This is a genomic window from Streptomyces sp. NPDC002640 (assembly GCF_053592575.1).
This window is the reverse complement of sequence record NZ_JBSFVZ010000002.1, coordinates 326,567-347,439: the sequence shown is the minus strand read 5'-3', so window position 1 is coordinate 347,439 and position 20,873 is coordinate 326,567. Positions and strand designations below refer to the sequence as shown.

At 69.9% G+C, this 20,873-nt stretch carries 15 protein-coding genes and 1 tRNA gene; 13 read left to right on the top strand and 3 right to left on the bottom strand.

The features are described 5' to 3' along the window. Positions 1-606 precede the first annotated feature (606 nt). Positions 607-987, top strand: a complete 381-nt coding sequence (locus ACWD3O_RS04190) for a DUF3291 domain-containing protein (protein WP_451410585.1) — start codon at positions 607-609, stop codon at positions 985-987. Between the two features lie 78 nt (positions 988-1,065). Then, entirely contained in the window at positions 1,066-2,121 is a 1,056-nt protein-coding gene (locus tag ACWD3O_RS04185) for a UDP-N-acetylmuramate dehydrogenase (protein WP_451414773.1), read from the top strand. A gap of 73 nt (positions 2,122-2,194) precedes the next feature. Here the strand turns inward: ACWD3O_RS04185 and ACWD3O_RS04180 are convergent, their stop codons facing one another. Together ACWD3O_RS04180 and ACWD3O_RS04175 are read right to left on the bottom strand one after the other, a co-directional pair. Next, the gene (locus ACWD3O_RS04180; RefSeq protein WP_451410583.1) at positions 2,195-3,220 is read right to left on the bottom strand and encodes an adenosine deaminase; all 1,026 of its coding nucleotides are present in this window, start codon (positions 3,218-3,220) and stop codon (positions 2,195-2,197) included. Between the two features lie 155 nt (positions 3,221-3,375). Further along, positions 3,376-4,602 (bottom strand): pyridoxal phosphate-dependent aminotransferase, encoded by a 1,227-nt coding sequence (locus ACWD3O_RS04175; protein ID WP_451410582.1) that lies wholly within the window; start codon positions 4,600-4,602, stop codon positions 3,376-3,378. Between the two features lie 275 nt (positions 4,603-4,877). On the opposite strand from ACWD3O_RS04175, the gene ACWD3O_RS04170 reads away from it, so the two are divergent. From ACWD3O_RS04170 to ACWD3O_RS04120, 11 genes are all read left to right on the top strand, one after another. Continuing rightward, positions 4,878-4,950 (top strand) — tRNA-Trp (locus ACWD3O_RS04170). A gap of 108 nt (positions 4,951-5,058) precedes the next feature. Further along, the gene (secE, locus tag ACWD3O_RS04165) at positions 5,059-5,334 is read left to right on the top strand and encodes a preprotein translocase subunit SecE (RefSeq protein ID WP_356128579.1); all 276 of its coding nucleotides are present in this window, start codon (positions 5,059-5,061) and stop codon (positions 5,332-5,334) included. Between the two features lie 241 nt (positions 5,335-5,575). Then, complete coding sequence (gene nusG / locus ACWD3O_RS04160; protein WP_451410581.1) at positions 5,576-6,421, top strand: transcription termination/antitermination protein NusG; 846 nt, start codon at positions 5,576-5,578, stop codon at positions 6,419-6,421. A 164-nt stretch (positions 6,422-6,585) separates the two neighbouring features. Continuing rightward, the gene (gene rplK / locus ACWD3O_RS04155; protein WP_108954835.1) at positions 6,586-7,020 is read left to right on the top strand and encodes a 50S ribosomal protein L11; all 435 of its coding nucleotides are present in this window, start codon (positions 6,586-6,588) and stop codon (positions 7,018-7,020) included. Between the two features lie 76 nt (positions 7,021-7,096). Then, a complete protein-coding gene (gene rplA, locus ACWD3O_RS04150; protein WP_451410580.1) occupies positions 7,097-7,822 on the top strand; it encodes a 50S ribosomal protein L1 in 726 nt (241 codons plus the stop codon). 253 nt (positions 7,823-8,075) lie between these two features. Next, entirely contained in the window at positions 8,076-9,014 is a 939-nt protein-coding gene (locus tag ACWD3O_RS04145; protein WP_451414772.1) for a hypothetical protein, read from the top strand. Positions 9,015-9,322: 308 nt separating this feature from the next. Beyond that, positions 9,323-9,853, top strand: a complete 531-nt coding sequence (gene rplJ, locus ACWD3O_RS04140) for a 50S ribosomal protein L10 (RefSeq protein ID WP_356128592.1) — start codon at positions 9,323-9,325, stop codon at positions 9,851-9,853. Between the two features lie 122 nt (positions 9,854-9,975). Continuing rightward, positions 9,976-10,362, top strand: coding sequence for a 50S ribosomal protein L7/L12 (gene rplL, locus ACWD3O_RS04135; protein WP_108954831.1), 387 nt, complete (start codon positions 9,976-9,978; stop codon positions 10,360-10,362). A 665-nt stretch (positions 10,363-11,027) separates the two neighbouring features. Further along, a complete protein-coding gene (gene rpoB, locus ACWD3O_RS04130) occupies positions 11,028-14,513 on the top strand; it encodes a DNA-directed RNA polymerase subunit beta (protein ID WP_451410578.1) in 3,486 nt (1,161 codons plus the stop codon). A 103-nt stretch (positions 14,514-14,616) separates the two neighbouring features. After that, on the top strand, positions 14,617-18,516 hold the full coding sequence (locus ACWD3O_RS04125) for a DNA-directed RNA polymerase subunit beta' (protein ID WP_451410577.1): 3,900 nt from the start codon (positions 14,617-14,619) through the stop codon (positions 18,514-18,516). 172 nt (positions 18,517-18,688) lie between these two features. Then, on the top strand, positions 18,689-19,198 hold the full coding sequence (locus ACWD3O_RS04120) for a DUF1707 and DUF4190 domain-containing protein (protein ID WP_451414771.1): 510 nt from the start codon (positions 18,689-18,691) through the stop codon (positions 19,196-19,198). 674 nt (positions 19,199-19,872) lie between these two features. Here the strand turns inward: ACWD3O_RS04120 and ACWD3O_RS04115 are convergent. Then, positions 19,873-20,775 carry an N-acetylmuramoyl-L-alanine amidase gene (locus ACWD3O_RS04115; RefSeq protein ID WP_451410575.1) on the bottom strand — a complete coding sequence of 301 codons (903 nt, stop codon included), beginning with the start codon at positions 20,773-20,775 and terminating at the stop codon, positions 19,873-19,875. Between the last annotated feature and the right edge of the window lie 98 nt (positions 20,776-20,873).

Genomic DNA, 20,873 nt, shown 5'->3' with positions numbered 1-20,873 from the left:
GCTGACCGCCCCGCGGGAACGACGCGCGAGCCGCCCCGCAGGCCCGACCCACGGGCCCGTTCCACCGGGCCGGAGCACCGACCCGACCCGCCGGACCATGCGCCGACCAATCCGCCAACCGCCTCGCGAGCCCGACCCGCGAGCTGTCCCGCCGGACCGGAGCACCGACCGACCCACCGGCCGCCCCGCGGCCCCGACCCGCCGGGCCGGAGCACCGGCCGATCCGCCGGACCATGAGCAGACCCGCCGCCCCGCCGACCCGCCGGCCCGCCCCGTCGGCCCGCCCCGCGAGCCGTCCCCGTCGGGCCGGAGCGTCGGCCGATCCGCCGGACCATGAGCAGACCTGCCGCCCCGCCGACCCGCCGGACCGCCCCGCGAGCCGTCCCCGTCGGGCCGGAGCGTCGGCCGATCCGCCGGACCATGAGCAGACCCGCCGCCCCGCCGACCCGCCGGACCGCCCCGCCGGCCCGACCCGCGAACCGTCCCCGCCGGACCGTCCCGCTGCCCCGCCCCGCGAGCTGTCCCCGTCGGGCCGGAGCGCCGGCCGACCCGCCGCGCGACCCCCGTACCGCCGAGTGCCCGTACGTGACGAGAGGGAGACCTGTCATGCCGACCCTGCCGTGGACCGTGCCCAACCCGCCCCCCGAGGGCGCCGACGTGCACGTGTTCGCGTCCCGTTTCGAGACCCGCACCCGCTGGGGCGCGCTGAGGTTCCTCCTCGGCACCCCCGCCGTCTGGCGTCAGGTGGCCGCCGCGCCCGGCGCGTACGGGGCGAGCCTGCGCGCCGCTCCGCTGCGGCGGACGTTCTGGACGGTCTCCGCCTGGGAGTCGCCCGAGGCGCTGCGCGCCTTCGCCCGTTCCCGCCCGCACGGGCCGGCCGCCCGCGGGCTGTCCGCCACCATGAAGGACAAGCGGTACGCCTCCTGGAGCACGCCCGCCGACGGCCTGCCGGTCGCCTGGGACGAGGTCCTGCGCCGCCTCGGCTGACCGGCCCGGCCGCCCCGGCCGCCCCGGCCCCCGCGCCCGCGGGGGAACCGGGCGGCCGGGTCTCGTAGGCTGGTGCGCGTGCAGGAACGACATGACGCCCCGCTCGCCCCGCTGACCACCTTCCGTCTCGGAGGGCCGGCCCGCCGGCTGATCACCGCGACCACCGACGCCGAGGTGATCGAGACCGTCCGCGAGGCGGACGCCTCCGGCACGCCCCTGCTGGTCGTCGGAGGCGGGTCCAACCTCGTCATCGGCGACAAGGGCTTCGAGGGCACCGCCCTGCGCATCGCCACCAGCGGCTTCTCGCTCGACGGCACCCGGCTGGAGCTCGCCGCCGGCGAGGTCTGGTCCGAGGCCGTGGCGCGCACCGTCCAGGCCGGTCTGGCAGGCGTCGAGTGCCTGTCCGGCATCCCCGGCTCGGCGGGCGCCACGCCGATCCAGAACGTCGGCGCCTACGGGCAGGAGGTCTCCTCCACCATCACCGAGGTGATCGCCTACGACCGGGCGGAGGGACGCACCGTCACCCTGTCCAACGCCGAGTGCGCCTTCTCCTACCGGCACAGCCGCTTCAAGGCAGACCCCGACCGCTACGTCGTCCTGCGGGTCCGCTTCGAGCTGGAGGACGCCGGCGGCATGTCCGCCCCCGTGAAGTACCCCGAGACCGCTCGGGCCCTGGGTGTCGAGGCCGGGGACCGGGTGCCGCTGGAGCAGGCCCGGGAGACGGTCCTGAAGCTCCGGGCCGGCAAGGGCATGGTGCTGGACGCCGAGGACCACGACACGTGGTCCGCCGGCTCCTTCTTCACCAACCCGATCCTGGACGACCAGGCCTTCGCCGCCTTCCGCGAGCGGGTCCGCGAGCGGCTGGGCGACGACGTGACGCCGCCCGCCTACCCGGCGGGGGAGGGCCGCACCAAGACCTCGGCCGCCTGGCTGATCGACAAGGCCGGCTTCACCAAGGGCTACGGCACCGGGCCCGCCCGTATCTCCACCAAGCACACCCTGGCCCTCACCAACCGCGGCGAGGCCACCACCGAGGACCTGCTCGCCCTGGCCCGCGAGGTGGTGGCCGGCGTCCGGGAGGCGTTCGGCGTCACGCTGGTCAACGAGCCGGTCATGGTGGGCGTCGGCCTCTGAGCACCGGGCTCACCTCACGACCCGCCCCCTGGCCGGCCCCGGCGTACCTCCGGCCGCCCCCGCGGTCACGCCGTCACGCCGGCGAGGTCAGCCAGGTGTCGATGCCGGCCAGCAGACGGGACCGCACCTCCGGCGGCGCCGCGGAGCCGCGGACCGACTGACGGGCCAGCTCGGCCAGCTCCGCGTCGTCGAAGGCGTGGTGCTCCCGGGCGACCTCGTACTGCGCGGCCAGCCGGGAGCCGAAGAGCAGCGGGTCGTCCGCGCCCAGTGCCAGCGGCACCCCCGCCTCGAACATGGTGCGCAGCGGGACCTCCTCCGGCTTGTCGTAGACGCCCAGCGCCACGTTGGAGGAGGGGCACACCTCGCAGGTGATCTGCCGGTCCGCGAGCCGCCGGAGCAGCCGCGGGTCCTCCGCCGCCCGCACGCCGTGGCCGATCCGGGTGGCCGCCAGGTCGTCCAGGCAGTCCCGCACCGAGGCCGGGCCGGTCAGCTCGCCGCCGTGCGGCGCCGCGAGCAGGCCGCCCTCCCGCGCGATCGCGAAGGCCCGGTCGAAGTCACGGGCCAGGCCCCGGCGTTCGTCGTTGGAGAGGCCGAAGCCGACCACCCCGCGGTCCGCGTACCGCACCGCCAGCCGGGCCAGGGTCCGCGCGTCCAGGGGGTGCTTCATCCGGTTCGCCGCCACCAGCACCCGGATGCCCAGGCCGGTCTCGCGGGCGGCCGCGTCCACCGCGTCCAGGATGATCTCCATGGTGGGGATCAGGCCGCCCAGCCGCGGCGCGTAGGAGGTCGGGTCCACCTGGATCTCCAGCCACCCCGAGCCGTCCCGGACGTCCTCCTCGGCGGCCTCCCGGACCAGCCGGCGGATGTCCTCCTCGTCCCGGAGGCAGTTCCGGGCGGCGTCGTAGAGCCGCTGGAAGCGGAACCAGCCCCGCTCGTCGGTGGCGCGCAGCTGCGGGGGCTCCGCCCCGGTCAGCGCGTCCGGCAGACGGACGCCGTGCTTGTCGGCCAGTTCGAGCAGGGTCTGGGGGCGCATCGAACCGGTGAAGTGCAGGTGCAGATGAGCCTTCGGCAGCTTGGTGAGATCACGTACGCGCTCCATTGCCCGATCCTGCCGTACTCCCATGGCCCTCTCCTACCCCGTTCCTCCTCAGGGACCTTGCCCGAACGAAAAAACGGTCCGGCAAACCGGGCGAAAAGGGGACGGGGCCGGTGCGTGACCCCACGCACCGGCCCCGCCCACGGGGTCCGCCGGGCTCAGTCCTGAGCCTCCGCCAGCAGCTTCTGGACGCGGCTGACGCCCTCGACGAGGTCCTCGTCGCCCAGCGCGTAGGAGAGCCGCAGGTAACCGGGGGTGCCGAAGGCCTCGCCCGGGACGACCGCGACCTCCACTTCCTCCAGGATCAGCGCGGCGAGTTCCACGGAGTTCTGCGGACGGCGGCCGCGGATCTCCTTGCCGATGAGCGCCTTCACCGACGGGTAGGCGTAGAACGCGCCCTCCGGCTCCGGGCAGACCACGCCGTCGATCTCGTTGAGCATCCGCACGATGGTCCGGCGGCGGCGGTCGAAGGCCTCGCGCATCTCCTCCACGGCGGTCAGGTCGCCGGAGACGGCGGCCAGCGCGGCGGCCTGGGCCACGTTGGAGACGTTGGAGGTGGCGTGCGACTGCAGGTTGGTCGCGGCCTTCACGACGTCCTTGGGGCCGATGATCCAGCCCACCCGCCAGCCGGTCATCGCGTACGTCTTGGCGACGCCGTTGACCACGATGCACTTGTCGCGCAGCTCGGGCAGCAGGGCCGGCAGCGAGGTGAAGGAGGCGTCGCCGTAGACCAGGTGCTCGTAGATCTCGTCGGTCAGCACCCACAAGCCGTGCTCGACGGCCCAGCGGCCGATGGCCTCGGCGTCCTCACGGCTGTAGACCGCGCCGGTCGGGTTGGAGGGGGAGACGAACAGGACGACCTTGGTGCGGTCGGTCCGGGCGGCCTCGAGCTGCTCGACCGAGACCCGGTAGCCGGTGGTCTCGTCGGCCACGACCTCCACCGGGACGCCGCCGGCCAGGCGGATCGACTCCGGGTAGGTGGTCCAGTACGGGGCCGGGACGATGACCTCGTCGCCCGGGTCGAGGATCGCGGCGAAGGCCTCGTAGATGGCCTGCTTGCCGCCGTTGGTCACCAGCACCTGCGAGGGGTCGACCTCGTAGCCGGAGTCGCGCAGCGTCTTGGCGGCGATCGCGGCCTTGAGCTCGGGCAGGCCGCCGGCCGGGGTGTAGCGGTGGAACTTCGGGTTCTTGCAGGCTTCGATCGCGGCCTCGACGATGTAGTCCGGCGTCGGGAAGTCCGGCTCGCCGGCGCCGAAGCCGATCACCGGGCGCCCGGCGGCCTTCAGGGCCTTGGCCTTGGCGTCGACGGCGAGGGTCGCGGACTCGGAGATCGCGCCGATGCGGGCGGACACCCGCCGCTCGGTCGGAGAGGTAGCTGCGCTCATGGCCGCCATGGTTTCAGAAAGGAAACAGCGTCGGCATCCCGGTTCGCGGAGTGAACAAGGGGTGCACAGGCGTGCCCATCCGGGTGCCGCGGCCGGAGCTCTTCCCGAGGCTCTTCCCGAGGTCTTTCCCGAGGCGGGCGGGGGTCGCGGAACTTTATGTTCGACGCCGGGCCCAAGAGCACGTACACTCTCACCTCGTTGGACGCCGACGGACCGTGCCGGTCGGGAGCTTGCGAGTCTCCCGATTCCATGCGGTAGGTTGGTGGACACCACAAAGGGTCGTAGCTCAATTGGTAGAGCACTGGTCTCCAAAACCAGCGGTTGGGGGTTCAAGTCCCTCCGGCCCTGCTACACACACCTAGCCAGGATGTGTGCGCATGTCAGTACTGCTATGCACCGCCGTGCGGCTCATACCGGGCTCGTGCACGGCATGACCCGGGATTCAGGTGAGGACGAGTGACGGACGCCGTGGGCTCCATCGACATGCCTGACGCCCAGGACGAAGACAAGAAGCCGCGCAAGGGCGGAAAGCGCGCCAAGAAGGGCCCGCTGAAGCGCCTGGCGCTCTTCTACCGCCAGATCGTCGCGGAGCTTCGCAAGGTCGTCTGGCCCACCCGCAGTCAGCTCAGCACCTACACCACCGTGGTCATCATCTTCGTGGTGATCATGATCGGCCTGGTCACGGTGATCGACTTCGGTCTCGACGAGGCCGCCGGCTGGGTCTTCGGATAGCCCCAGCAGCACCTGGAACCGCATCGCAGCAGACAGGGCGCCGTGCAAACGGCGCCCTTGTTCGCGTCCTGGCCCGGTGTTCATGAACACCTGACAGGGACGAATCGTCCGCTAGGCTGAACCCCAGTGTTCCGTTGGACCGTCGACGTCTCTCCCGCGAGAGGCCCGGCGGGGAGCGCCCCGGCAGGCGGCGCCGGCGGAACGGCATCAACCCCCATGTACCCAGGAAGAAGCAGCCACCGTGTCTGACCCGAACCTGAACGACGCCAGCGAGTCGGTCGAGGCCGTCGAGGACGAGCTCGAGATCGTCGAGGGCGCGGACACCGAGGACACCGAGACCTCCGCCGAGGTCGAGGCTGCCGACGCCGACGTCGAGGAGACGCCCGAGGGCGACGCCGAGGAGTCGGAGGAGACCGCTGACGCTGCCGCGGAGGCCGACGAGGAGACCGAGGCCGCCGAGGCCGAGGCCGTGGACCCCGTCGCCGCCCTCCGCGAGGAGCTGCGCACGCTGCCCGGCGACTGGTACGTGATCCACACGTACGCCGGCTACGAGAAGCGCGTGAAGGCCAACCTCGAGCAGCGTGCCGTGTCGCTGAACGTCGAGGAGTTCATCTACCAGGCCGAGGTCCCCGAGGAAGAGATCGTCCAGATCAAGAACGGCGAGCGGAAGACGGTCAAGCAGAACAAGCTGCCCGGCTACGTGCTCGTCCGCATGGACCTGACGAACGAGTCCTGGGGCGTCGTCCGCAACACCCCCGGCGTCACCGGCTTCGTGGGCAACGCCTACGACCCGTACCCGCTGTCGCTGGACGAGATCGTGAAGATGCTCGCCCCGGAGGCCGAGGCCAAGGCCGCCCGCGAGGCCGCCGAGGCCGAGGGCAAGCCGGCGCCGCAGCGCAAGGTCGAGGTCCAGGTCCTGGACTTCGAGGTCGGCGACTCGGTCACCGTCACCGACGGCCCCTTCGCCACCCTGCAGGCGACGATCAACGAGATCAACGCCGACTCGAAGAAGGTCAAGGGCCTGGTCGAGATCTTCGGCCGCGAGACCCCGGTCGAGCTGTCCTTCGACCAGATCCAGAAGAACTGATCCAAAGACTTCCGAAACAGGTCGGACGGCACACTTCGGTGGCCGTCTGACCTGCTCGGTTTTCAGCCGCACATGGATACCCGTTATCGTGGTGCGGTATGCCTCCATCCGGCTGATTCGGATGGTTGGCTCGAAACTCTCACTAAGACCCGGAGAGAGAGCACATGCCTCCCAAGAAGAAGAAGGTCACGGGGCTCATCAAGCTCCAGATCAACGCCGGCGCGGCCAACCCGGCCCCGCCGGTCGGCCCCGCGCTGGGCCAGCACGGCGTCAACATCATGGAGTTCTGCAAGGCCTACAACGCCGCGACCGAGTCGCAGCGTGGCTGGGTCATCCCGGTGGAGATCACGGTCTACGAGGACCGCTCCTTCACCTTCGTGACCAAGACTCCGCCGGCCGCGAAGATGATCCTCAAGGCCGCGGGTGTGGAGAAGGGCTCCGGCGAGCCGCACAAGACCAAGGTCGCGAAGATCACCGACGCGCAGGTCCGTGAGATCGCCACGACCAAGATGCCCGACCTCAACGCCAACGACATCGACGCCGCCGCGAAGATCATCGCCGGCACCGCCCGTTCCATGGGCATCACCGTCGAAGGCTGACCACCACCCGTAGCAGTTGACGTGGAAGGGCCTGCTCGGCCCGGACCACGACTCCTCTCAGTACTCAGGAGCAGAAGTGAGCAAGCGCAGCAAGTCTCTCCGCGCTGCGGACGCCAAGATCGACCGGGAGAAGCTCTACGCCCCGCTCGAGGCCGTCCGTCTCGCCAAGGAGACCTCCACGACCAAGTTCGACGGCACCGTCGAGGTCGCCTTCCGTCTGGGTGTCGACCCGCGCAAGGCCGACCAGATGGTCCGTGGCACCGTGAACCTCCCGCACGGCACCGGTAAGACCGCCCGGGTCCTGGTCTTCGCGACCGGCGACCGTGCCGAGGCCGCGCGTGCCGCGGGTGCCGACATCGTCGGCTCCGACGAGCTCATCGACGAGGTCGCCAAGGGCCGCCTCGACTTCGACGCCGTCGTCGCCACCCCGGACCTCATGGGCAAGGTCGGCCGCCTCGGCCGCGTGCTCGGTCCGCGTGGTCTGATGCCGAACCCGAAGACCGGCACCGTCACCATGGACACCGCGAAGGCCGTCACCGAGATCAAGGGCGGCAAGATCGAGTTCCGGGTCGACAAGCACTCGAACCTGCACTTCATCATCGGCAAGACGTCCTTCGACGACACCCAGCTGGTGGAGAACTACGGCGCCGCGCTGGAGGAGATCCTCCGTCTGAAGCCGTCCGCCGCGAAGGGCCGCTACATCAAGAAGGCCGCGCTCTCCACGACGATGGGTCCCGGCATCCCGCTGGACTCGAACCGTACGCGGAACCTCCTCGTCGAGGAGGACCCGGCCGCGGTCTGAGCCTGACGCTCACCGCGACGGATTCTTCCGGTGGCCCCGCCCCCTCTCCGGGGGCGGGGCCACCACCGTTTCCGGCCGCCCGGACACCGTTTCCGGGACCGGGCAACGCGGCGGTCGCCAACAGTGCCGGAAAAAGGGGGACGCGCTGTCGTACCCCGTGCCTAGGGTGGAGGACGACTCGAAGGGGCGCCGCACGCGCGGCACCGGGACCGGGTCGCGTACGCATACCGGCAACGATCCCGGGGGATCACCCATGACACTTCGCACCCGTCGCCCGCTGGCCGCCGTCGCCGCCGTCTCGGCCGTGCTGCTCGGCGCCTCCGCCTGCCAGGGTGAGGAGACGGCCGGCCGGACGGACGCCGCCTCCCAGGCGAAGGGGGGAGCCAACCCGGAGGCCGCGCTGGCCGCCGCGTTCGAGAAGACCTCCGACGTCAACACCGCCCACGTCGAGCTGACGATGACCGTCCCCGGCCCCCAAGGCGGCGAGATCACCATGAGCGGGGTCCAGGGCTGGGACCCGGGCCTGCTGGACGTGACGATGTCGGGCGAGGCGCTCGGCGGCGGGCAGCCGGGGGCGCCGGAGGAGATCCGGACGCTGATGGTCGACAACGCCATGTACATGGACATGGGTGAGGCCGCCGCCGCGGAGATGGACGGCAAGCGCTGGATGAAGATGGACTTCGCCGAGCTGGCCAAGTCCGCCGAGAAGCAGGGCGGGGCCGGCGCGTCCGGCCTCTCCGGCGCCATGAACGAGAACATGAACCAGAACCCGGCCGAGTCGCTGGCCATCCTGCTGGAGTCGCCGAACATCCAGCACCTGGGCGCCGAGAAGGTCAACGGCCTGGAGACCGAGCACTACAAGGGCACCGTGCCGGTCGCGGAGATGATCGACTCCAACAAGGCCTTCGACGACCTCACCGAGGCCCAGCGCGAGAAGCTGGCGGCCACCGTCGAGACGGCCGGGGTGAAGTCCTACGAGATCGAGGTCTGGGTGACGGAGGACGACCTGCCCGCCCGGATGGACATCGTCATGGACTCCTCCCTGGGGGAGATGGAGATCCGGATGGACCTCTCCGAGTTCGGCACCAAGGCGAAGGTCACGCCGCCGCCGGCCGAGGAGACCTTCGACCTGGCCGAGATGATGGCGGGCGCGGGCGCGGGCGCGGGCGCTGGCACGGGTTCCGGCGCCTGACGGTTCCGGTCCCCGTGTGAAAAGGGGGCGTCCCGGGCGGATTTGCTCCGGGGCGCCCCCCTCGCGTACTCTTCCGAGGAAGCCAAAGACCGCTGGTCGTTGCCGTGCGCTCGCATGAGGGTGCGGTGGCCGAAGGATCCGCTGAAGTGCGGACGACCCGCGTAGGTGACCGTGGATGAGTTCCCGGAACGGCCTGAGCCGTGCCGGTCGAGCTGAGCCCCGTGCGCCTGCGCATGGGGCGTTTCGTTTTTCCCAGTCCTCCTTCGGGTCCGCGCGGTCCGAATCACCCGGAAGGAGGCCGAGGCTCTATGGCGAGGCCCGACAAGGCTGCCGCGGTTGCCGAGCTCGTGGACGCGTTCCGCAGCTCCAACGCCGCCGTGCTGACCGAGTACCGCGGTCTCACCGTGGCCCAGCTCAAGCAGCTGCGCCGTTCGCTCGGTGAGAACGCCCAGTACGCCGTGGTGAAGAACACGCTGACCAAGATTGCGGCCAACGAGGCCGGGATCTCCTCGCTCGACGACCTGTTCAACGGTCCGACGGCGGTCGCCTTCGTCACCGGTGACCCGGTGGAGTCGGCGAAGGGTCTCCGTGACTTCGCCAAGGAGAACCCGAATCTCGTCATCAAGGGCGGTGTCCTTGACGGCAAGGCGCTGTCCGCCGACGAGATCAAGAAGCTTGCGGACCTCGAGTCCCGCGAGGTTCTGCTCTCCAAGCTGGCGGGTGCCATGAAGGGCAAGCAGTCCCAGGCTGCCTCTGTCTTCCAGGCGCTCCCGTCGAAGCTCGTCCGCACCGTGGACGCGCTTCGCGCCAAGCAGGACGAGCAGGGCGGTGCCGAGTAATTCGGCTCGCTTTCTGATCGCCGCCGCCTGAGCGCGTCGGGGATCAACAGCGGGCCCAACGTACGCCCGCCTCACCCAGTACATCCGGCACCACCTGCCGATTGAGTGGAAGGACCGCCATCATGGCGAAGCTCAGCCAGGAAGACCTGCTTGCCCAGTTCGAGGAGATGACCCTCATCGAGCTCTCCGAGTTCGTGAAGGCCTTCGAGGAGAAGTTCGACGTCACCGCCGCCGCTGCCGCGCCGGTCGTCGTCGCCGGTGGTGCCGCTGGCGGCGCCGCCGAGGCCGTCGAGGAGAAGGACGAGTTCGACGTCATCCTCACCGGTGCCGGCGACAAGAAGATCCAGGTCATCAAGGTCGTGCGCGAGCTCACCTCCCTCGGCCTGAAGGAGGCCAAGGACCTGGTGGACGGCACCCCGAAGCCCGTCCTCGAGAAGGTCAACAAGGAGGCCGCGGAGAAGGCCGCCGAGTCCCTCAAGGGCGCCGGCGCCTCCGTCGAGGTCAAGTGACCTCACGGATCCGCAGGGATCCCGGCTCGGTCGTGACAGCCTCCGCGTGAGCGGGCTGTAACGCTGAAGCACTGAAGAGCGATCACCCAAGTGGGTGGTCGCTCTTCGGCGTTTCCCGGGCCCTCCGGCGGGCTCCTTGCGGTGTCGGTGGCTCGGGGTATGGTGATCTTCGCCGTGCCCGGGGAGTCCCGCACGCAGTGCTTTCCGGTGGCCGTGGCAGCGCGCCGCCGGGGAACAGCCGGTCGGCGGGGAGCCCTTGACGAACCGCACGTGGCGCGCGATTCTCAGTTCGCGCCGCGACACGATCCGTATCCGAGGCATGGATCGGCGGCGAAGAGGGCAGTATCACCGTGCGTTGACGGCAGGGGGGTATCGCTCCAGCCCGAGGCGCCGTCGAGACGGTGACGAGACAAGGTGTCGAGAACAGCGAGGGTCAACGGCATTCGTGGGGTTCACGCATACCCGCACTGGACATCAGTGAGCCATGTGGCTACACTGACCCTTTGCGCTGCCTGTTAGCTGCCCCCTGCCCGTCACCAGGGGTCTGCCCTCGCTCGAGCCAGGAAGGCCGGACCGTCCCGACCTGGGATTTCGTCCTCCCTTCCTCCCCTCTGCGGGGGGCCGGTACGCGCGTAGTGAGTCCGAGCCCTCGGAAGGACCCCCTCTTGGCCGCCTCGCGCACTGCCTCGACCGCGAATACGAACAACGGTGCCAGCACCGCCCCGCTGCGCATCTCCTTTGCAAAGATCAAGGAGCCCCTCGAGGTTCCGAACCTTCTGGCGCTGCAAACCGAGAGCTTCGACTGGCTGCTCGGCAACGACGCGTGGAAGGCTCGCGTCGAGGCGGCTCTGGAGTCAGGTCAGGACGTCCCCACCAAGTCCGGTCTGGAGGAGATCTTCGAGGAGATCTCCCCGATCGAGGACTTCTCCGGGTCGATGTCGCTGACCTTCCGCGACCACCGTTTCGAGCCCCCGAAGAACTCCATCGAGGAGTGCAAGGAGCGCGACTTCACGTACGCGGCTCCGCTCTTCGTCACCGCCGAGTTCACCAACAACGAGACCGGCGAGATCAAGTCCCAGACGGTCTTCATGGGCGACTTCCCGCTCATGACCAACAAGGGCACCTTCGTGATCAACGGCACCGAGCGTGTCGTGGTCTCGCAGCTGGTCCGTTCGCCGGGCGTCTACTTCGACTCCTCGATCGACAAGACGTCCGACAAGGACATCTTCTCCGCCAAGATCATCCCCTCCCGGGGTGCCTGGCTGGAGATGGAGATCGACAAGCGCGACATGGTCGGTGTCCGCATCGACCGCAAGCGCAAGCAGTCGGTCACCGTGCTGCTCAAGGCGCTCGGCTACACCACCGAGCAGATCCTCGAGGAGTTCGGCGAGTACGAGTCCATCCGCGCCACCCTGGAGAAGGACCACACCCAGGGCCAGGACGACGCGCTGCTGGACATCTACCGCAAGCTGCGTCCGGGCGAGCCCCCGACCCGTGAGGCCGCGCAGACGCTGCTCGAGAACCTCTACTTCAACCCCAAGCGCTACGACCTGGCCAAGGTCGGCCGCTACAAGGTCAACAAGAAGCTGGGCACGGACACCCCGCTGGACGCCGGGATCCTGACCGTCGAGGACATCATCGCGACGATCAAGTACCTGGTGAAGCTGCACGCCGGCGAGACCGAGACGGTCGGTGACAACGGCTCGACCGTGGTCGTCGAGACCGACGACATCGACCACTTCGGCAACCGCCGCCTGCGCAACGTCGGCGAGCTGATCCAGAACCAGGTCCGTACGGGTCTCGCCCGTATGGAGCGCGTCGTGCGCGAGCGCATGACCACCCAGGACGTCGAGGCGATCACGCCGCAGACCCTGATCAACATCCGGCCGGTCGTCGCCTCCATCAAGGAGTTCTTCGGCACCAGCCAGCTGTCCCAGTTCATGGACCAGAACAACCCGCTGTCGGGTCTGACCCACAAGCGCCGCCTGTCGGCGCTGGGCCCCGGCGGTCTGTCCCGTGAGCGGGCCGGCTTCGAGGTCCGTGACGTCCACCCGTCGCACTACGGCCGCATGTGCCCGATCGAGACCCCTGAAGGCCCGAACATCGGTCTGATCGGCTCGCTCGCCTCCTACGGCCGCGTCAACGCGTTCGGCTTCGTCGAGACCCCGTACCGCAAGGTCATCGACGGCCAGGTCACCGACGACGTCGACTACCTGACCGCCGACGAGGAGGACCGCTTCGTCATCGCGCAGGCCAACGCGCCGCTGACCGACGAGCTCCACTTCGCCGAGGCCCGCGTGCTGGTCCGCCGCAAGGGCGGCGAGGTCGACTACGTCGGCCCCGAGGACGTGGACTACATGGACGTCTCGCCGCGCCAGATGGTGTCGGTCGCGACCGCCATGATCCCGTTCCTCGAGCACGACGACGCCAACCGTGCCCTCATGGGCGCGAACATGATGCGCCAGGCCGTGCCGCTCATCAAGAGCGAGGCCCCGCTGGTCGGCACCGGCATGGAGTACCGCTCCGCCGTCGACGCCGGCGACGTGGTCAAGGCCGAGAAGGACGGTGTGGTCCAGGAGGTCTCCGCGGACTACATCACCACGGCCAACGACGACGGCACGTACATCACGTACCGCCTGGCCAAGTTCTCCCGCTCCAACCAGGGCACCTCGGTCAACCAGAAGGTCATCGTCAACGAGGGCGACCGGATCATCACCGGTCAGGTCCTCGCCGACGGCCCGGCCACCGAGAACGGCGAGATGGCCCTCGGCAAGAACCTGCTCGTGGCGTTCATGCCGTGGGAGGGTCACAACTACGAGGACGCGATCATCCTGTCGCAGCGCCTCGTGCAGGACGACGTCCTCTCCTCGATCCACATCGAGGAGCACGAGGTCGACGCCCGTGACACCAAGCTCGGCCCCGAGGAGATCACCCGGGACATCCCGAACGTCTCCGAGGAGGTCCTGGCCGACCTCGACGAGCGCGGCATCATCCGCATCGGCGCCGAGGTCATCGCCGGCGACATCCTGGTCGGCAAGGTCACGCCCAAGGGTGAGACCGAGCTGACCCCGGAGGAGCGCCTGCTGCGCGCGATCTTCGGTGAGAAGGCCCGTGAGGTCCGCGACACCTCGCTGAAGGTGCCGCACGGCGAGACCGGCAAGGTCATCGGCGTGCGCGTCTTCGACCGCGAGGAGGGCGACGAGCTGCCGCCGGGCGTGAACCAGCTGGTCCGCGTCTACGTCGCGCAGAAGCGCAAGATCACCGACGGTGACAAGCTCGCCGGCCGTCACGGCAACAAGGGCGTCATCTCGAAGATCCTGCCGATCGAGGACATGCCGTTCCTGGAGGACGGCACCCCGGTCGACATCATCCTCAACCCGCTGGGTGTGCCGTCCCGGATGAACCCGGGACAGGTGCTGGAGATCCACCTCGGCTGGCTCGCCAGCCGCGGCTGGGACGTCTCCGGCCTGGCCGACGAGTGGGCCCGCCGCCTCCAGGCGATCGGCGCCGACGCCGTCGAGCCCGGCACCAACGTCGCGACCCCGGTCTTCGACGGTGCGCGTGAGGACGAGCTCGCCGGCCTGCTGCAGCACACCATCCCGAACCGCGACGGCCAGCGCATGGTGCTGCCGTCCGGCAAGGCGAGGCTGTTCGACGGCCGCTCCGGCGAGCCGTTCCCGGACCCGATCTCGGTCGGGTACATGTACATCCTCAAGCTGCACCACCTGGTCGACGACAAGCTGCACGCCCGCTCGACCGGCCCGTACTCCATGATCACCCAGCAGCCGCTGGGTGGTAAGGCCCAGTTCGGTGGCCAGCGCTTCGGTGAGATGGAGGTGTGGGCGCTGGAGGCTTACGGCGCCGCGTACGCCCTCCAGGAGCTGCTGACCATCAAGTCCGACGACGTGACCGGCCGCGTGAAGGTCTACGAGGCCATCGTCAAGGGCGAGAACATCCCTGAGCCCGGCATCCCCGAGTCCTTCAAGGTGCTCATCAAGGAGATGCAGTCCCTGTGCCTCAACGTGGAGGTGCTGTCCAGCGACGGTATGTCCATCGAGATGCGTGACACCGACGAGGACGTCTTCCGCGCTGCGGAGGAGCTCGGCATCGACCTGTCCCGGCGCGAGCCGAGCAGCGTCGAAGAGGTCTGACGGGAGTCCGGTGGGGGGCCTGCCCGACAGGCCGGCCCCCCGCCGATCCCGCGACCCCCGTTTCAGACCACAGACTTACAACCCTGAGAGGGATTGACGCATAGTGCTCGACGTCAACTTCTTCGACGAGCTCCGGATCGGTCTGGCGACCGCTGACGACATCCGTCAGTGGAGCCACGGCGAGGTCAAGAAGCCCGAGACCATCAACTACCGCACGCTCAAGCCGGAAAAGGACGGGCTCTTCTGCGAGAAGATCTTCGGTCCCACCCGGGACTGGGAGTGCTACTGCGGCAAGTACAAGCGCGTCCGCTTCAAGGGCATCATCTGTGAGCGCTGCGGCGTCGAGGTGACCCGCGCCAAGGTGCGCCGTGAGCGGATGGGCCACATCGAGCTCGCCGCCCCCGTCACCCACATCTGGTACTTCAAGGGCGTTCCGTCGCGGCTGGGCTACCTGCTCGACCTCGCCCCGAAGGACCTCGAGAAGGTCATCTACTTCGCCGCGTACATGATCACGTACGTGGACGAGGAGCGTCGTCAGCGCGACCTGCCCTCGCTGGAGGCCCACGTCTCCGTCGAGCGTCAGCAGATCGAGAACCGCCGTGACGCGGACCTCGAGGCCCGCGCCAAGAAGCTCGAGAACGACCTCGCCGAGCTCGAGGCCGAGGGCGCCAAGGCCGACGTGCGCCGCAAGGTGCGCGACGGTGCCGAGCGCGAGATGAAGCAGCTCCGCGACCGCGCCCAGCGCGAGATCGACCGCCTCGACGAGGTGTGGAACCGCTTCAAGAACCTCAAGGTCCAGGACCTCGAGGGCGACGAGATGCTCTACCGCGAGCTGCGTGACCGCTTCGGCACGTACTTCGACGGCTCGATGGGCGCCGCCGCGCTGCAGAAGCGGCTGGAGTCCTTCGACCTCGAGGAGGAGGCCGAGAAGCTCCGCGAGATCATCCGCACCGGCAAGGGCCAGAAGAAGACCCGTGCGCTCAAGCGCCTCAAGGTCGTCTCCGCGTTCCTGCAGACCAGCAACAGCCCCAAGGGCATGGTGCTCGACTGCGTGCCGGTCATCCCGCCGGACCTGCGTCCGATGGTGCAGCTGGACGGTGGCCGCTTCGCGACCTCCGACCTGAACGACCTGTACCGCCGCGTCATCAACCGCAACAACCGCCTGAAGCGGCTTCTCGACCTCGGCGCGCCCGAGATCATCGTGAACAACGAGAAGCGCATGCTCCAGGAGGCCGTGGACGCGCTGTTCGACAACGGCCGTCGTGGCCGGCCGGTCACCGGTCCGGGCAACCGTCCGCTGAAGTCCCTGAGCGACATGCTCAAGGGCAAGCAGGGCCGCTTCCGCCAGAACCTCCTCGGCAAGCGCGTGGACTACTCCGCGCGTTCCGTGATCGTCGTCGGTCCGCAGCTCAAGCTGCACCAGTGCGGTCTGCCGAAGGCGATGGCGCTGGAGCTCTTCAAGCCGTTCGTGATGAAGCGCCTGGTCGACCTGAACCACGCGCAGAACATCAAGAGCGCCAAGCGGATGGTCGAGCGCGGCCGCACGGTCGTGTACGACGTCCTCGAAGAGGTCATCGCCGAGCACCCGGTTCTGCTGAACCGTGCGCCCACCCTGCACCGCCTGGGCATCCAGGCCTTCGAGCCGCAGCTGGTCGAGGGCAAGGCCATCCAGATCCACCCGCTCGTCTGCACCGCGTTCAACGCGGACTTCGACGGTGACCAGATGGCCGTCCACCTGCCGCTCTCCGCGGAGGCGCAGGCCGAGGCGCGCATCCTGATGCTCTCCTCGAACAACATCCTGAAGCCGGCCGACGGCCGCCCGGTGACGATGCCGACCCAGGACATGGTCCTCGGTCTGTTCTTCCTCACCACGGACGCCGAGGGCCGCAACCCCAAGGGCGAGGGCCGCTCGTTCGCGTCCGTCGCCGAGGCGATCATGGCCTTCGACGCCGGTGAGCTCTCGCTCCAGGCCGAGGTGGACATCCGCTTCCCGGTCGGCACCATGCCGCCCCGCGGCTGGACCCCGCCGGCCGACGACGAGGACGCCGCCGAGTGGCAGCAGGGTGACTCGTTCCGTCTGCGGACGACCCTCGGTCGCGCGCTCTTCAACGAGCTGCTGCCGGAGGACTACCCGTTCGTCGACGAAGAGGTGGGCAAGAAGCAGCTCTCCGAGATCGTCAACGACCTCGCCGAGCGCTACCCCAAGGTGATCGTGGCGGCGACGCTCGACAACCTGAAGTCGTCCGGCTTCTTCTGGGCGACCCGCTCGGGTGTCACCGTGGCCATCTCCGACATCGTCGTCCCGGACGCGAAGAAGGAGATCGTCCAGTCGTACGAGGCCAAGGACGAGAAGGTCCAGAAGCAGTACGAGCGCGGTCTGATCACCAAGGAAGAGCGCACCAACGAGCTCATCGGCATCTGGACCGAGGCGACCAACAAGGTCGCCGAGGCCATGAGCGACAACTTCCCGAAGGTCAACCCGGTCTCCATGATGGTGAACTCGGGTGCCCGAGGAAACATGATGCAGATGCGTCAGATCGCCGGTATGCGTGGTCTGGTGTCGAACGCCAAGAACGAGACGATTCCGCGTCCCATCAAGGCGTCCTTCCGTGAGGGCCTGTCCGTGCTGGAGTACTTCATCTCCACCCACGGTGCCCGTAAGGGTCTCGCGGACACCGCTCTGCGTACCGCCGACTCGGGTTACCTGACCCGTCGTCTGGTGGACGTCTCGCAGGACGTGATCATCCGCGAGGAGGACTGCGGCACCGAGCGCGGCCTCAAGCTGAAGATCGCCGAGCGCGACGAGGCGGGCGTCTTCGCCAAGGTCGGCAACGTGGAGACCTCGGTCTACGCACGCTGCCTCGCCGAGGACGTCGTCGTCGACGGCAAGGTGCTCGCCCCGGCGGGCGTCGACCTCGGTGACGTGCTCATCGACCAGCTGGTCAAGGCCGGCGTGGAGGAGGTCAAGACCCGCTCGGTCCTGACCTGCGAGTCCGCCGTCGGCACCTGCGCCATGTGCTACGGCCGCTCGCTGGCCACCGGCAAGCTGGTCGACATCGGTGAGGCGGTCGGCATCATCGCCGCCCAGTCCATCGGTGAGCCCGGTACCCAGCTGACGATGCGTACCTTCCACACCGGTGGTGTGGCCGGTGACGACATCACCCAGGGTCTGCCGCGTGTCGTCGAGCTCTTCGAGGCCCGTACCCCGAAGGGTGTCGCCCCGATCTCCGAGGCCGCCGGCCGCGTGCGGATCGAGGAGACCGAGAAGACGAAGAAGCTCGTCGTCACCCCGGACGACGGCAGCGACGAGATGCCCTACCCCATCTCGAAGCGCGCCAAGGTCCTGGTGGGCGAGGGCGACCACGTCCAGGTCGGTCAGCAGCTCACCATGGGTGCGACCAACCCGCACGACGTGCTGCGCATCCTCGGCCAGCGTGCGGTCCAGGTCCACCTGGTCGGCGAGGTCCAGAAGGTCTACAACTCGCAGGGCGTGTCGATCCACGACAAGCACATCGAGATCATCATCCGGCAGATGCTGCGCCGCGTGACGATCATCGAGTCCGGCGACGCGGAGCTGCTGCCGGGCGAGCTGGTGGAGCGCTCGAAGTTCGAGACCGAGAACCGTCGTGTGGTCCAGGAAGGCGGCCACCCGGCCTCCGGCCGTCCGCAGCTGATGGGTATCACCAAGGCCTCGCTGGCGACCGAGTCGTGGCTGTCGGCGGCGTCCTTCCAGGAGACGACCAGGGTCCTGACGGACGCGGCGATCAACGCCAAGTCCGACTCCCTGATCGGCCTCAAGGAGAACGTCATCATCGGTAAGCTCATCCCGGCCGGTACGGGTCTGTCCCGCTACCGCAACATCCGGGTCGAGCCGACCGAGGAGGCCAAGGCCGCCATGTACTCGGCGGTGGGCTACGACGACATGGACTACTCGCCGTTCGGCGCCGGCTCCGGCCAGGCGGTGCCGCTGGAGGACTACGACTACGGTCCGTACAACCAGTAAGCGGTAGCTCCACGCGAGCGGAAGGGCGGTCACCCCTGGGGGTGGCCGCCCTTCGGCGTGCCCGGGGGCCGCAGGGAGCCGTGGAGGGGGCCGAACGGGGGAAAACGGGGGCAGAGGGAACCGGCCGTGCGAGGGCGGGCGTTTCTCCCACCGAGGGAGAGGGTGGTGGGACATGAACGTGCAACCGTGGGGGTCCTACGGAGCCGGAGGCCCGATGCTGGCCTCGACGGCCGACCGTGAACGCGCGGTCGACGTACTCCGGGCCGGCTTCGCCGAAGGGCGTCTGGTGAAGGCCGAGTTCGAGCAGCGGGTCGCCCAGGCGTACGCCGCGCGCACCCAGGGAGAGCTGTCCGCGCTGGTCTCCGACCTGCCGCACGGCCCCGTCTCCGCCATGCCGCCGCCGCCCGTCGTGCCGCCGGCCCCGGCGTACTGGCCGGTGGCGCGGCCCGCGAGCACCAACGGCAAGGCGGTCGCCGCGCTGGTGCTGGGCATCCTGTCCGTGGCCACCGGGGGCATCACCAGCATCCCGGCGGTGGTCTTCGGGCACCTCGCGCGGGCGGAGATACGGAACACGGGCCAGGACGGCGACGGCTGCGCGCTGGCGGGGATCGTGCTGGGCTGGCTGTGGGTGGTGGGGTGGAGCGTCTTCTGGGTGCTGACGGTGGTGGGCTCGACGCGGTAGGGGGCGCCGGCCTGCCGGTCGGGGGTGCCTGCCGGTGGCGGGGCCGGGTTCCCGCGGGCGGTGCGGCTTGCGGGCGGGCGAGCCGCGGGGACATCGGCGTGCGGTCGGGCTCGCACCGCCGTCGGGGCCGGTACAGCGCAGCCGGGATCGGAGCGGCCCCGCGGGGCGGCGGCCGGCGGATCGGTGCGGCACCGCGACGGATCGCGGGCGGTGGTGGTGGCCTCGGACGGCGGTCCCGGCGGACGGTGGTGCGAGACGAGGGGTGCTGCGGCGGCGGGCGCTGTGACGGCTGAGCCGGGCCTGTGGGGCGGGTCCGGATCGCGACGTGGGGATGGCGCTGGGTGCGGCCGGGGAGGGGCCGGGGTTGCTGCCGTGCCGCGGGGGCGCGGCGGTTCGGGTGGGCGTCCGGGGACGGGTCCGGGAGGCCTGTGGGGTGCGACAGGGGCGCGGCGGCGTCAGGGGGCGGCGAGGGCCGGTGGGCCGTCGGCGGGGACGGGTCCGGGAGGCCTGTGGGGTGCGACAGAGGGGCGCGGCGGCGTCGGGGGCCGACGCGGGCCGACGGGCCGTCGCGGGGGACAGGGCGGGGGTGGTGTGGTGCGGTGTGGCGGGGTGGGGGGTGGCCACGGGGTGGGCGGGGCCCGGTGCGTGCTCGGTTGCGGGGGTGGGTCAGTGGGTCACTGCTGGACCGTGAAGCCGTGTTCGTCGCCCAGGCGGCGCAGGGTGGACATGCCGGGGATGCCGTCCGCGTCCGCGCCCGAGTAGCCGCAGCGGCGCTGCCAGGCGGCGTAGGCGGTCACGGTCTGGGTGCCGAAGTGGCCGTCCGCGTACGCCGCGGCCAGGAGCCCCTCGGCCACCAGGGCCCGCTCCACGGTCTTCACGCCGCTGTAGCTGACGGGCGTGCCCGGGGCGGCGGGATCGTTCCTCGCCGCGGCGACCAGCCGGGAGAGGTCCACCACGGGCCGCGGGGGAGGCGTGGGGGCGGCGGCGCCGAGGCGGGAGGCGATGCGCTCGCGCATGCCGGCCATCGAGAAGCCGCGGGGGTCGATCTTGGTGTTGGTCCACTCCTTGTGCCCGATCACCGACCGGGCGCTCCACCGGTGGGCGCGGCAGAGCGCGGCCGCGGCCGCCTCTATCGCCTCCAGTTGGGCCGCCGGCCAGGGGTCCTTGCCGTCGCCGAGGTTGACGCACTCGAAGCCGTAGAAGCGCGAGTTGCCGTCGGTGTTGTTCTCGTTCGGCGCCGGCAGCGCCGCGGACTCGGCGACCACCGCGCGCAGCACGTCGTCGTCGCCCAGGCCCGCGTGGTTGGCGCGGCCGTTGCCGACCAGGTGGACGGTGCCGTCCTTGGCGATGACGCCGTGGCACAGCGGTCCGGGGAGGTCGGACCTGCCGTTGAAGCACAGCCGCACGGTGGCGTCCGTGCCGCTGGTCACCGTGTGGTGGATCATCACGCCGTGGACCGGACCCCAGGGCCCCTTGGAGTTCCGGTTGTTGGTGCGCCAGCCGGAGTGCTCGACCACCTTCACGCCTTCGTTCCGCAGCGCTCTGACCAGCGCGTCGGCAGTGAGAGGTGAAGCCATGGTGCGTTCCCTTCGCTCGGTGTCCCTGCGCCTCTCATTCCCTTTGCCGCGCGTATCAACAAACGCGCGGCGGAACTTGGGCCGACAAACGTCGCCCG

What these genes read in the sequence shown, in the direction of transcription:
- ACWD3O_RS04190 (WP_451410585.1), top strand. Translation starts at nt 607, where the DNA reads ATGCCGACCCTGCCGTGGACCGTGCCCAACCCGCCCCCCGAGGGCGCC.
- ACWD3O_RS04180 (WP_451410583.1), bottom strand. Translation starts at nt 3,220, where the DNA reads ATGGAGCGCGTACGTGATCTCACCAAGCTGCCGAAGGCTCATCTGCAC.
- ACWD3O_RS04175 (WP_451410582.1), bottom strand. Translation starts at nt 4,602, where the DNA reads ATGAGCGCAGCTACCTCTCCGACCGAGCGGCGGGTGTCCGCCCGCATC.
- rplK (WP_108954835.1), top strand. Translation starts at nt 6,586, where the DNA reads ATGCCTCCCAAGAAGAAGAAGGTCACGGGGCTCATCAAGCTCCAGATC.
- ACWD3O_RS04145 (WP_451414772.1), top strand. Translation starts at nt 8,076, where the DNA reads ATGACACTTCGCACCCGTCGCCCGCTGGCCGCCGTCGCCGCCGTCTCG.
- rplJ (WP_356128592.1), top strand. Translation starts at nt 9,323, where the DNA reads ATGGCGAGGCCCGACAAGGCTGCCGCGGTTGCCGAGCTCGTGGACGCG.
- rplL (WP_108954831.1), top strand. Translation starts at nt 9,976, where the DNA reads ATGGCGAAGCTCAGCCAGGAAGACCTGCTTGCCCAGTTCGAGGAGATG.
- ACWD3O_RS04120 (WP_451414771.1), top strand. Translation starts at nt 18,689, where the DNA reads ATGAACGTGCAACCGTGGGGGTCCTACGGAGCCGGAGGCCCGATGCTG.
- ACWD3O_RS04115 (WP_451410575.1), bottom strand. Translation starts at nt 20,775, where the DNA reads ATGGCTTCACCTCTCACTGCCGACGCGCTGGTCAGAGCGCTGCGGAAC.